The 13,179-nt window shown below is 61.5% G+C and carries 10 protein-coding genes; 3 read left to right on the forward strand and 7 right to left on the reverse strand.

Going from position 1 to position 13,179, the window contains the following annotated elements; translation table 11 throughout:
- Positions 1-46: 46 nt before the first annotated feature.
- Together ACYQ47_RS15910 and ACYQ47_RS15915 are read right to left on the reverse strand one after the other, a co-directional pair.
- A complete protein-coding gene (locus tag ACYQ47_RS15910; RefSeq protein WP_250469559.1) occupies positions 47-1,381 on the reverse strand; it encodes a glycosyl hydrolase family 5 in 1,335 nt (444 codons plus the stop codon).
- Entirely contained in the window at positions 1,378-2,739 is a 1,362-nt protein-coding gene (locus ACYQ47_RS15915; RefSeq protein ID WP_244831472.1) for a hypothetical protein, read from the reverse strand. The genes ACYQ47_RS15910 and ACYQ47_RS15915 overlap by 4 nt, the downstream gene beginning before the upstream one ends.
- 914 nt (positions 2,740-3,653) lie before the next feature.
- Here ACYQ47_RS15915 and ACYQ47_RS15920 point away from each other — a divergent pair.
- Positions 3,654-5,006, forward strand: coding sequence for a beta-glucosidase (locus tag ACYQ47_RS15920; protein WP_459905916.1), 1,353 nt, complete (start codon positions 3,654-3,656; stop codon positions 5,004-5,006).
- 78 nt (positions 5,007-5,084) lie between these two features.
- Here the strand turns inward: ACYQ47_RS15920 and ACYQ47_RS15925 are convergent, their stop codons facing one another.
- Positions 5,085-6,572, reverse strand: coding sequence for a SulP family inorganic anion transporter (locus tag ACYQ47_RS15925; protein ID WP_459905917.1), 1,488 nt, complete (start codon positions 6,570-6,572; stop codon positions 5,085-5,087).
- A 420-nt stretch (positions 6,573-6,992) separates the two neighbouring features.
- Here ACYQ47_RS15925 and ACYQ47_RS15930 point away from each other — a divergent pair, with 420 nt between their 5' ends.
- Positions 6,993-7,412: a RidA family protein gene (locus tag ACYQ47_RS15930; RefSeq protein WP_459905918.1), complete on the forward strand. Its 420-nt coding sequence runs from the start codon at positions 6,993-6,995 to the stop codon at positions 7,410-7,412.
- Positions 7,413-7,429: 17 nt separating this feature from the next.
- On the opposite strand, the gene ACYQ47_RS15935 is transcribed toward ACYQ47_RS15930, so the two are convergent.
- From ACYQ47_RS15935 to ACYQ47_RS15950, 4 genes are all read right to left on the reverse strand, one after another.
- Positions 7,430-8,263 carry a Rossmann-like and DUF2520 domain-containing protein gene (locus ACYQ47_RS15935; protein WP_310390787.1) on the reverse strand — a complete coding sequence of 278 codons (834 nt, stop codon included), beginning with the start codon at positions 8,261-8,263 and terminating at the stop codon, positions 7,430-7,432.
- Between the two features lie 20 nt (positions 8,264-8,283).
- Positions 8,284-9,732 carry an aldehyde dehydrogenase family protein gene (locus ACYQ47_RS15940; protein WP_250469564.1) on the reverse strand — a complete coding sequence of 483 codons (1,449 nt, stop codon included), beginning with the start codon at positions 9,730-9,732 and terminating at the stop codon, positions 8,284-8,286.
- 3 nt (positions 9,733-9,735) lie between these two features.
- The gene (locus ACYQ47_RS15945) at positions 9,736-10,839 is read right to left on the reverse strand and encodes a tartrate dehydrogenase (protein ID WP_250511285.1); all 1,104 of its coding nucleotides are present in this window, start codon (positions 10,837-10,839) and stop codon (positions 9,736-9,738) included.
- 230 nt (positions 10,840-11,069) lie between these two features.
- Positions 11,070-11,990 carry a LysR family transcriptional regulator gene (locus ACYQ47_RS15950; protein ID WP_244831497.1) on the reverse strand — a complete coding sequence of 307 codons (921 nt, stop codon included), beginning with the start codon at positions 11,988-11,990 and terminating at the stop codon, positions 11,070-11,072.
- Between the two features lie 277 nt (positions 11,991-12,267).
- Here ACYQ47_RS15950 and ACYQ47_RS15955 point away from each other — a divergent pair.
- The coding region (locus tag ACYQ47_RS15955) for an MFS transporter (protein WP_459905934.1) at positions 12,268-13,179 on the forward strand (912 nt) is incomplete at its 3' end.

Genomic DNA, 13,179 nt, shown 5'->3' on the forward strand with positions numbered 1-13,179 from the left:
AAATCGAACTTCAAGTGGCGCGCTGGTCCATTCGCGCCTTGCTGCCTTACTTCGAAGCGATGGTGATGAACACCGGTCCCCGCGCTTCGGTCAACGACAGCGTGCCACGTTCCCCGTGCGGCACGCCGTATACATCGGTGACGATCGCATCAGCCGGCAGATGCGATACATCGAGGTCCATCACGTTCCCATTCCCGTAACACCACACGACGTACTTCGTTGCGTGCGCGCCATCGAGTTTCAGCACGACGTAGCGCGCTTTCTCATCGATGAAATAGCGAGCGTGCACTTCGCCCGCGGTGAAACCGAACAAATGCTTGACTGCGTCGTACGCGGGCAGCTTTGCATTGTTGGCATCGAGCAAGCCGAAGTTGTGCTCCATTTCCTTCGGGTCCGTCCCATCGTCGCGCATGTCGTAGTAGGACGTCAGTCCGACTTGCGCGATCCAGTTCATCAACAGCAGCCGCACCGCGTAGCGAGCTTGCCGCGCTCTTGCTTCGGGTGCGTGGCCGTCGTTGATCTCAGACACATATTCGTATCCAACGCTTGGGTACGACCATTCGGTTGCCCACACTTGGGGGCGTTTTGTATAACCGTTGAGGTCTTCGCGCAACACTCGATAGTCGTCGAGCACGGTTTCCGGGTTCTGCTGTCGATACGGATGCACGCTCACCGCATCGGGACCGAGCGGCTTGCCGGCTTGTCGCGCGGTTGCACTCATGTCGCCCACGGCACGGATGAATGCGCGATCGATCTGTTGCACGCCGCCCGTCGCGACGATTGCACGCGGATTGGCCGACTTCGCCGTCGTCACCGCTGTTTCAAGCAACGTGCGATAGGCACGCGGCGAAGGCGGCGCGAGCCAGTACTTCTCGTCGTCCTCTTCGTTCCATACTTCGAAACGCACCGGCGCGTTCCGGTAGCGATACGCCGCCATGTGCACGTAGGTACTGAACGCGCTCAATTGCACGGCGGAGGTCGGTGGCTGGTCCGGGCTGAAGGCGTAATGCTTGTAGCCGAGGATGAACAACGCGCCCAGGCCGCGTGCCGAAAGATTGGAGACGAGACCGTCGAAGCCGCCGAAATGCCAGCCATCCGGCGCCTGCACCGCTTCCCAGAAGAGGTCCGTGCGAACGAAGGAGAAGCCGACGTCCTTCACGGCATCGAGCAGATGCAGATCGGCGATTTGATGAATGGCGACGCCCGTATTCGCGCGCGACGCGGCAAAGCCCGGCAACTCGATGTACGGATGCTCCGTCGATTGCGACGCGCCGTCGAGCACGAGCGTCGGTGCGGCGGACGCCGCGTGCAGCGAACCGCAAAGGGAGATGAGCGCGGCAAGCACGATGCGCCGCGCCAAGCTTACGTTGGTCCGGATCACGACGAATGCCTTCCGAACGTATGACGGCTTGCTTCGAGTGCCGCGACCTGCTGGTTCGCGCGGCTCGCTTGCAGCCAATGTTCGTTCGACTGTGGCGCGAACCCGTTAAAGCCATAGCCACGCGAAGGCGCTTGCGGATACCACGGGGCAACCGGTCGAGCCATGAGCGCCGGCTGTCGCAGGTAGCTGATGGCAAGACCCAGGAACAGCAGGCAGCCGATCGATTCGCAGATGTCCGTGCTCGCCGCGCTGAAGACGAGATACAGCAGCACCGACCACGCAGCGCGATCGTTCGACGCCGAATTCAGCATGAGCCGCACGAGATACACGACGAGCACCAGCGCGCCGACGAAACCGAAGCACGCAATTGCATAGAGCACGGTGTTATCGGCATACGCAACGTTGAAGCCGAACGGGCTTTCGTAATAGCTCGCGGCCGAGCCGAACGCGCCTGGCCCGAGACCGAACCAGATGCGTTCGTGCTTCATGAGACCTTCGATCAGAAGCGGCCACGTGTTGATCATTCGATCCTGGAACGACGACAGCGTGACGTATCCGCGGCTCGCCAAGTTGAAGGCGGAGGCGGCGAAGAATGCGACGATCGGCAAGACGATCGGGAAGCCGCTCGCCCACAGACACGCTCGCTTGATGCCGCGCGTGGAAAACAGCATGTGCACGATGACGACGATTGCGAGCGACACCGGCGCGGTCTTGTTGGTCGTGGCGTAGATGGTGGCGCCGGCGAGCGCGAGCAGCACGAACTGCAGCGCCTTCGAGCGGATGTGCATCAAAAGCCACGTGGTCAGAAGGCCGGCCATGAGCGCCACCGATGCGCTGTCGCGACCGAATCCCGACAGCCGCGATGCAACGCCGACGTACGAGGACGTGGCCATCGTCACGTTGTGTCCACCGACCGATACGCTTGCGCCCACCCAAGGCAGCTTCAGCATGCTATTGGCGAGAATACCGATGCCGCAAAGCGCGGCGAGTGTGAGCAGTCCCAGGAACGCCGAGCGTCCGTTCATGAGCGCGAGCGTCTCGCGGGACGCCGTGAGTGCGAAAAGCAGAGGCGTCACGCTCCACAGCCAGAATCCGACTGCGGCAGGCTCGACGCCGTGCGACAGCGAAAGGAAGGTCTGCGTAAGCAGATATAGCGCGATAAGCGCGTGCGTCGCCTTGGGCCGCGTGAGAAGGACGTATAGCACCCAGCCCAACATCAGCACCTTGGGAAGATACGCGGCGGGCGCCATGCCCATCGTCGACGTGTAGTAGCGGATCACGCCGGAGAGCACGTCGCTCGCCACTGCGACGATGAACGTCGCAACCCATAGCTTGTCTTTTAGTGATGCTTTGTTCATCGAGTGACCGTCGCATGTCCGTCGGAAGGAAAAGTCGGTTGCACGATCAAATCGGCAGCCGCTTCGTGTTCTTTGCACGCTTGGCGCAGAGTCGATTCAAGTCTGGCCGGACTCGTCTCAGGACCGAAAATTACCTTTGTACGACAAGTGACTCTGTGCGCGCACGCACGCATGAATTTGCGGGCGACAGCTAAACGTTTGCGCCACGGTCCAAACCGCCTCTCAAGCACATCGAGCGTGCGGTAAGCCACTTATCGCGAGATGCCAGTTGAAGCCCCGCTAAAGCTTTTAGGCGAGCGGTTTGAAGGGGGTAATCACAGGACTCGTGCGCGGTCTATGCGGGCGATTATCTTCGTGCGTTTCGCGACTGAAACCGCGGTTGATCGCAGGCGATTAAAACGCAATGAAACCGGCGCATATCCGGACCGAAAAGGCACGCTGTCGCATTCCGCCACAGCCTTAGCCACAATGGCGCGACGACGCTATCGCGTATGAAGATTACAGAATTCGTCGTTATTGAAAGGTTTGAAAACGATTCAAAAGCCAACATCATTTCGCGTCAAACTTTAGGGTGGAAAACAGATTATTTATTCACGTTTTTGTACTATAAAAGTACGTTTTTCCGTTTGGTCCAACTGGTTACATGCTGTTACGTCTTTTATCGTACTTAACGACGTTTCAACTGTGTAACATTCCTCATGACCCCTCCGGCAATAAATGGATGACGGTCGCGCCTTAATTGTCCAGGCGCATAGGCTGATTCGCCTCTCTCTCCCAAAGCACTGCTTACCGAGGTCCTTCAAGGCACTCGGGGGAGACCCTTTGCGCGGTCAGAATCAATGCACACTGAGCCATTATCCAAAATGAAGAATAATCGTCTGGTCGTAATTTCGTGCTATTTAGGCACCCTAATCTTGTCCGCATGCGGTGGCGGTGGCAGTGACGGAACGCCGTCGAGCGTCGTCAACAGCGCAACCGATCCCGTTGCGGTGGTGAATATCGCCAAGCATCCTGCTTCGGTGAGCGGCACCGTCATTCCCCCGGCCACGTCGATCAGCGACTCGTCGGGCGCGGTGTGGACGGTCAAGAGCGGCGTGGTGTATCGCGCCAATCAGAAAGCCGGCTTCTCGCAGGACGTGATCGCGCTGCTTTGGTACGCAGGCAAGATCTATCAGCAGAACGTGAACAAGCTCTGGTGGGTCTGGCAGAACAACACGTGGGCAGTTTCGGCCGATCCGCGCCCTGCAGCTTCGACGCCCGCCAGCACGCCGGCATCGACGAACGCGGGCTCGACTTCGGGCTCTGCTTCCGGTTCGACCACGACAGCCATGCCGTTCTTCGGCGTCAACGAGCACTATGCCTACGGCGGCGTCTATTCGTCGACGCCGCTCAGCACGCAGGCATCGACCATGGTCGACCTCGGCCTGACAGGCATTCGGCAGGACGTGCACGGTTACGATCAGATCGACACGCTCGCGAACAAGGTCATTCCCGGCCTAGGTTCCAGTGTCACGGTGATGCCGCTGATCGATGCCTATCCGTGGGACGATCCTTCGCTGAACGGCAAGACGCCGACCGAAGACAGCGCCTACGCATATGCGTATTCCATGGCCGCTTACGCCGCGACCAAGCTCAAGGGCGTGCCGGTCGTCGAGTTCGGCAACGAGTACGACCTCGACACGCATAACCGCAAGATTGCAAACGATGGCGTGAACGTTTCCGACTACGACAACACCACGTGGCCAATCTGGCGCGGCGCGCTGCGCGGCTATTACGACGGCTGGCGCTCGGTGGATACGGCCGGCCAGACGAAGGTCATTGCCACGGCTTCGGCGGGCTTCCTGTACCTCGGCTGGTACAAGGGCATGTTGACAGGCGTGCAGCCGGATGGCTCGACGGGACATCCGAAGGTGAAGACCGACATCATCCAGTTGCACTGGTACTCGGACGGTCTCGATCCTGAGAACACGTGGGGCAAGGACGGCACCAACTACAACGTGCTCAAGATCATGCACGACACGTACAACCTGCCAATCATGTTCACGGAAATTGGCGTGAATATGGACTTTTCGACGGCTCAGGCGCAGGCCTATATCACGAAGACGGTCCCGGAACTTTACGCGGCACGCAGCACGTATAACGTGATCGGCTTCCAGTGGTACGAGCTCTACGACGATCCTACCGGCGACTACGGCATTCTCACGAATAGCGGCGCGAAGAAGGCGATCTATTCGACGATGAAGGCAGCAGTGGCGGCTTCGAAGTAATCGAGTTTTGCTGTAGTACCAAAACACCCGGCGCAAGGTTCAACATGCCTTCCGCCGGGTGTTTCGCATTTCAAGGTCTCACGCATTCGCGATCGAAACGCCCGCGCGCTGAAGAATGTGCTGATTACGCGGTGACAAGTTCGCGAACTGCAAACGCTTCCCTGCCTTTCGATAGCGGTCTTGCAACGTTTCGAACGCCACGATTGCAGAGTGATCCGCGACATGCAGATGCTGACAATCGACGATGACATCGTCCGCATCGTTCTGCGGATCGAAAAGGTCCTGAAAATTCGCCGTCGATGCGAAAAACAGAGTGCCGTGCAGTACGTAAGTACGTGTGCCCTTTTCATCGGAATTCGCGTCCGCGCGAATCTCGCGGGCATGTTGCCAGGCGAAGTTCAACGCGGCGATCACGATGCCGCATAGCACCGCAATCGCCAGATCGGTGAACACGGTGATAACCGTGACCGCAACGATCACGATTGCGTCATTACGCGGCACTTTACCGAGCACACGGAGCGATCCCCACGCGAAGGTCTGCTGCGCCACGACGAACATCACGCCGACCAACGCGGCGAGAGGAATTCGTTCGATAAGCGGCGACAGGAAAAGGATGAACAGCAAGATCATGATGCCGCTCGTCGCACCTGATAAGCGGCTGCGTCCGCCCGAACTCAGGTTGATCATGGTCTGACCGATCATGGCGCAACCGCCCATGCCGCCGAACAAGCCGGATACGATATTCGACACGCCAAGCGCCACGCATTCGCGATTGGGCTGTCCGCGCGTTTCGGTGATCTCATCGGTCAGATTGAAGGTCAGGAGCGTTTCCAGCAAGCCGACAATCGCCATGAGAAGCGCGTAAGGAAAGACGATTCTGAGCGTATCGAGATCGAGCGGTATCGTCGGCAGATGAAAGCTCGGGAACGCGCCCGCGATGTGCGCCATGTCGCCCAGTGTCCGCGTCGGCAAATCGAGCAACTGGCTTATCAGGCCGATACTCAGAATGGCGACGAGCGCCGGCGGCACCGCCTTGGTGATGCGCGGCAGCAGATACACGATCAGCATCGTCAACGCGACGAGACCCGACATGACCATCAACGGCGTTCCCTGCAACCAGACTTCGCCTTGCGGGGTGGCGCGTTTGAAATGCTCGAGCTGCGCCATGGCAATGATGATCGCGAGGCCATTCACGAAGCCGATCATCACGGGATGCGGCACCATGCGGATCAGCTTGCCGAGACGCAAAAGTCCGAAGACGGTCATCAGCACGCCGCCGAGAATAACGGTAGCGAGAAGATACTGAGCACCGTGCTCGACCACGAGAGCGACGATGACGACCGCCATCGATCCCGCCGCGCCGGAAATCATGCCCGGTCTGCCGCCGAAAATGGCGGTCAGCGCGCAGATGATGAAAGCGCCGTAAAGGCCCATCAAGGGATTCACTTGCGCGACGAGCGCGAACGCAATGCACTCGGGAACGAGCGCAAACGATGACGTGAGGCCCGCGAGCACATTCGCGGGAACATGCGTGAGCCATTGCTGCTTGAGAGATTGAATCTGCATCGAATGAGTTCCGCAGTCCGCACATGGCGCACTGCGTTTGAAAGCCGGCGCGAAACGCCGATGGTGTCGAACGGAGTCGCCGGTGTCGAATCGACGAGATGGCAGCACGCCGCCTGAAGCAAGCCAGGTGAACGCACCCGTACACGCGAACCCCCAAGGTGCAAAGCCGTCTGAACGGTCGGAGGTTCTCGGAAAGCTACATGGGTGCGTGAGAAATTCGGTGTGGGCGGGAGATCGCCCGGGAAGGCTCGTAGTTTACCCTAATCCGTAAATTCGAGTGATGCGCTTGCCTCCGGCCAGTCATGCAGCATGCGCTTGAATGCAATCGTCGACATTCCACACTTCACTCCAACTCAAAACGTTTCCACTCAGGCATCGGCGATACTGCAATCACACGCCGCTAGCAACTTCGCGGACTCGATGAACAACTCTTTGAGCGTACACATCATGAGCCGGGAAATCATTCGTGTCGAACCGCTTTCAAGCTGGCTCGAGCGCTGGAATGCGCCGACCTCCGCCGTCACGCGTCATCGCGACACGGTGTACGTGTCAGGCTTTCCTCCGTTCGATCCGCAGACCGGCGAGGTCATGCAAGCATCGATCGAAGTGCAGACCCAACGCGTGCTGGAGCAACTGAAGCTGTGCGTCGAGACGGCGGGTTCATCGCTGGATCAGGTTCTCAAGTGCAACGTCTATTGCACCTCAGTCGCCGCTTTCCCGGTCGTGAACGACATCTACGGACGATTCTTCGGCCCCAATCCGCCCGCGAGAATCTTCGTCAATGTGCCTGCGTGGCCGGGACATTTCGATATCGAGATCGACTGCATCGCGGCGATATAGCGTGCTGACGTGTGCCCTCAACTTCCCCGCACCGTTCCGGTCCGCCCAAGCCGCGCGGCCAGCACGGACAACGCATCGTAGGCTTCGCGCGATACCTCGTCCCACGCCGCGATAGCTTGCGACTGCGCTTCCACCACCGCGCGGTCGCCTCGCGCGGCGGGGCCTGTCAGCGCATCGCGCGGGCCGAGGGCAAGTACGTTATCGACGGAATTGCGCGCAAGCGTATGCATCATGTCCTGAATCAGCGTGTCCGGAATGCCCGCCGCTTGCCACATCTCGACGGACATCGCCGCGAGCACCGGCAAGAAGTTCGACGCCATGACGGCCGCCGAGTGATACAGCGCCTTGCTGCCCGGCTCGATGTCGAAACACCGCGCACCGATCGCGCCCAGCACCTCGCTCCATGCGCCACGCGCGGCGGCGTCGCCTTCCAGACCGCATGGCGTGCCTTCGAACTGGAACACGGAGGTGCCGGGATTGGCGAAGCTCAACATGGGATGCGCGCTCGCAACGCTCCAGCCGATGCCGCGCAAAGGCGCGAGCGTGTCGGCATCGAGCGCGCCGCTGCAATGCACCGCCACCGATGCGCCCCGGCCTTCGTGCGCGCGAGCGAGCTGCTCGGCCACTTCGGCGATGCGCATGTCGGGCACCGACAAGAGCCAGATATCGGCGGGGCGCATCGTGGCCAAGTCTTCGGCTACGCGGCCCGCGCCGATGAAATCGACCGCTTCGGCGGCGCGTTTGGCGTCGGTATCGAAGACATCGCCGATATCGAGCACGCGGTTCGCGACGATCAGATTGCCAAGCGTCGCGCCCACGCGCCCCGCGCCGATGATGTTGAGTGTCGCCATGATGCGAAAGCGCGTGCGCCTCAACCGTGCCGAATGGCGATGGTCTTGAGGCTCGTGAAGCCATAGAGCGCTTCGAAGCCTTTCTCGCGCCCGTGGCCGCTCGCCTTCACGCCGCCGAACGGCAGTTCGACGCCGCCGCCCGCGCCATAGTTGTTGATGAAAACCTGCCCCGCCTGCAGCTTGCGCGCGAGGCGCAGACCACGCGAGCCATCGCGCGTCCAGACGCCCGCGACGAGGCCGTATTGCGTGCCGTTGGCGAGTCGCACCGCTTCGGCTTCGTCGTCGAAAGGCATGACGGCAAGCACCGGCCCGAAGACTTCTTCCTGCGCGAGGCGGCTGTCCGGCGGCACGTCGCGAAACAGCACGGCTTCCTGGAAGAAGCCATTACGCGATGCCTCCGCCGCGATCTTGCCGCGCGCCGCGACACGGATACCTTCGCCTTCCGCTCGCTCGACGATGCCGCGCACCCGCGCCTGCTGCTTCGCGTTGACGAGCGGCCCCATGTCGAGGTCCATCGACGGCGGACCGGAACGCAGCGTCTCGAAGCGCGCCGCAAGCCGCTCGACGACGCTTTCGTAGATGCCGCGCTGGACCAGCAAACGGCTGCCCGCCGAGCAGGTCTGCCCCGCGTTCTGGATGATCGCGTTGAGAATGACGGGCAGCGCTTCGTCGAGATCGGCATCGTCGAAAACGAGTTGCGGCGACTTGCCGCCGAGTTCGAGCACGCTCGGGCAATGACGTTCCGCGGCCGTGCGACCGACCAGCGCGCCGGTGACCGTCGAGCCCGTGAACGAGATGTGGCCGATGCCCGCGTTCGCCGACAACGCCGCGCCCGCTTCGCTGCCAAGACCCGTGACGACGTTGATTGCGCCCGCCGGAAAGCCGATGTCCGCGGCGATTTCGGCGAGTCGCAGAATCGACAGGCTCGCGTCCTCGGCAGGCTTGACCACGCACGCGTTGCCCGCCGCGAGCGATGCGCCGACGCTGCGCCCGTAAATCTGCATCGGATAATTCCACGGGATGATGTGCCCGGTCACGCCAATCGGCTCGCGCACGGTCAGCACGGTGAAGCCCGTGGTATAGGGCAAGGTCTCGCCGTGCAGCTTGTCGACGCAGCCCGCGTAGTACTGAAGATAACGCGCGAGCACGGCCGCGTCGGTGCGCGCGGTCTTGAGCGCCTTGCCGGTGTCGCGCGCTTCGAGTTGCGCGAGTTCGTCGCCGTGTTCGAGCACGGCGGCGGCATACGCGAACAACAGATTCGAGCGCTCGGCCGGCGAGAGTTTGGCCCACGCTCCATCGAGCGCTTCGCCCATCGCGCCGCGCGCGGCGGCGACCGCAGCATCGATATCGGCGGCGTTGCCGCGCGAGATGTGAGCGAACGGCTCGCCCGTGCTCGGATCGATGACATCGAGCGTCGCGCCGCTATCCGGCGCCTTCCATGCGTTGCCGATGAAGTGTCGATATTCCATGTCTTACTCCGTGATCAGTGCGTGTTCCGTGACGGCATCGGCGATCGCCGTGCCAACTTCGACGGTGTTGGCGCCGCCACCCATGTCCGGCGTGCGCGGACCTTTGTCGAGGACGGTTTCGATCGCCGCGACGATGGTTTTGGCGGCCGCTTCGTAGCGCGCCTCGCCGCGTCCGAGATGCTGAAGCATCAGCGCCGCCGACCAGATCTGCCCGATCGGATTGGCGATGCCGCGCCCGGCGATGTCAGGTGCGGAACCATGCACCGGCTCGAACAGCGACGGAAAGCGCCGCTCCGGATTCAGGTTCGCGGAAGGCGCGATGCCGATGGTGCCCGTGCAAGCCGGCCCGAGGTCGGACAGGATGTCGCCGAACAGATTGGATGCGACGACCACATCGAAACGGTCCGGGTTCTGCACGAAGTGCGCGCACAGAATGTCGATATGGTACTTGCGCGTTTCGATGTCCGGATAGCGCTTCGCGGCTTCGGCCAGACGCTCGTCCCAGTAAGGCATGGTGATGGAGATGCCGTTGGACTTGGTCGCGGCCGTGAGTTGCTTGCGTGGCCGGCTTTGCGCCAGTTCGAACGCGAACTTGAGAATGCGGTCCACGCCCGTGCGCGTGAACACGGCCTGCTGCGTGGCGAATTCGCGCTCGGTGCCTTCGAACATGCGCCCGCCCACCGACGAATACTCGCCTTCGGTGTTCTCGCGCACCACCAGAAAGTCGATCTCGCCGGGCTTGCGGTTCGCGAGCGGCGACGGCACGCCGGGCATCAATCGCACGGGGCGCAGGTTCACGTACTGGTCGAATTCGCGGCGAATCTTGATGATCGATTCCCACACGGCGGTGTGATCCGGCACGACGTCGGGCGTGCCGACCGCGCCGAAGAAAATGGCGTCGTGCTTGCCGATCTGCTGGTCCCAATTCGCGGGCATCATCGTGCCGTGTTGCAGGTAATGCTCCGTGCACCACGAGCCGAATTCGTCGAAATTGAGCGCAATGTCGTAACGCGCGGCCACGGCTTTCAGCACGCGCAGGCCTTCGACCATCACTTCCTTGCCGATGCCGTCGCCGGGAATGACGGCGATGTTATGAGTTGTTGCCATGATCTGCAAAGCCTCCGAAAGTGCGACGCGGGAATGCCCGGCGAGAAGGCACAGGAGGCGGGCGCACCCAAGGCGCGCCTCTATGGAAATTGCGTTGTCTCCTGCGTCTCTTTTGCTCGCGAGCGCGGCCGCGCCCGGGCATCGGACTATGTCGAATGCCAATCTAGCGGACGCATTCGAACGACGGAAGTGCGAATCGAGGAACGGTGGCTTCGAAAATCCGCAAGGGCTCAGCGAGCGGGGCGCTCGGTATCGAGTTGCGCCGTGCTCGCGGGTCCGATCTCACTCAGAAAGTCGAACAGCCTGCGCGTAGGCAAGGCCGCCGCGCCTTCGCGCATGCCAACCGACATCATCCGTTCGGCCCAGGAATTGGTCAGGCGAATGAAGCGCAAGCGCATCGGCTGAAGAAACAGCTTCACGGCGCCCTCGGGCAACACGCCGATACCCTGCCCCACGGCGATCAACCGGCACATGGCCTCGAAGCTCTGCACCTGCACGCGAAAGCGGATGGTCTTGCCCGCCAGCGCCGCTTCCTTGACCAGCATGCGCGTGACTTCGGCTTTGTCGTCGAGCGCGACGATATCGTGTTCGAGCAGCGCGGCGAACTCGATCTCGTCGCCCTGCAATACATGATCCTCCGGCACGACCACGCTGATCCGGTCGCTGCAATAAGGCGCGAGGCGAATGCCCTCCATGCCCGTTTGCGACGTCACCACGCCGATATCCGCCCGGCCATCGCGCAACGCCTGCAAGATGTCGGCGCTGCGCAATTCGCTGATATGCAGCTTGATGTCGCGATACTTCTGCGAGAACGCTCGCAGATGCTCGGGCAACTCCTGGCTGATCGCGGAGATGTTGGCGAAGACGCGCACCCGACCCACCGAGCCTTTCGTGTAGTCGGACAGCTCGCTATAGATGGCGTCGGTCTTGAGCAGCAGCTCGGTGCCGTGGCGCGCGAGCGCTTCTCCGGCAGGCGTGGGCTCGACGCCCGCCGAAGTTCGGTTGAGCAGCGCCACCCGGAAATGATGCTCGAGCAGCGCAATGCGCCGGCTGGCCGTCGACAAGGACATATGCGAATGCTGCGCCGCCTTCGACAGACTCCCCGTCTCGACGGCGCGCAGAAAGAGAGCCAGTGAGGTGAGATCGAACAAACCAGACGCTCCGTGAATGGATCATGCCGCGCAGTATGGCACCCTCGCGGCGGCCCTCAGTCTTCGCGCCCTACAGGATTACCCTGAGCGATGCACGCGCGTGGCCGCTCGCATCGGGCGTTCGAACAATTCGAAAGCCCGCTTCAAGGAATTCGCATATCGACGGCGCGCGGCACAGGCTAAATTTCTCATGTCCTGCTGCGTCCGCCGTTTGCCACGAATCCGGCGACACTGACAGGGCTTTAAAAAAATCAGTACATATATGACGGAGACAGACGTGGAAATCGATGCGACCAGCATGCCGGGCGGCGCTCTGCCGTCCGCACCCGCGCGCGACGCGGCCGCCGAGGACCGGATTTTCCGGCGCCTCGCGCTACAGATCCTGCCCATTCTGATGTTCGCGTACATCACCTCGTATATCGACCGGGTGAACGTGAGCTTCGCCAAGCTGCAGATGGCCCAGCAACTCGGCTTCTCAGATGCCGTCTTCGGTTTCGGCGCGGGCATCTTCTTTCTCGGCTATGTGGTCTTCGAAGTGCCGAGCAACATGATTTTGCAGCGCGTCGGCGCACGCCGCTGGATCACGCGGATCATTCTGTCGTGGGGCATCGTATCCGGGCTTACGGCGTTCGTCGCCACGCCGATGCAGTTCTATGCCATGCGCTGTTTGCTGGGCGTTGCCGAAGCGGGCTTCATTCCGGCGATCATCTTCTATATCAGCCAGTCGTTTCCGAGGCACTGGCGCGCTCGCATTCTCAGCATGTTCTACGCGGCGCTCGCGCTGGCGGGACTGATCGGCTCGCCGCTTACCGGCTTCATCATGGAATACTTCAACGGCCTGATGGGCTTGCCGGGCTGGAAGTGGATATTCATCATTGAGGCGCTGCCCGCGTTTCTCGCGGCGGTCTACACGTGGCGAGGTCTGGAAGACGATGTCACGCAAAGCAAACACTGCAGCGAACCCGAACGCGCTTTGTTGTCGCGCGTGCTCGCCGCTGACCGTGCGATCACCGCCGAAGCCAATCACAAGGGCCTTTTGTCGAGCTGGCTCGTGTGGGCGTTTTGCCTCATCTACTTTCTCGACGTGTTCGGCATCTACGGCTACACCTTCTGGGCGCCGACCATGATCAAGTCGATGGGCATCAAGAGCGACTTCGTGATCGGCCTGCTCGCGGCGCTGCCAAACGCG

It is taken from the genome of Caballeronia sp. HLA56, from assembly GCF_054655155.1.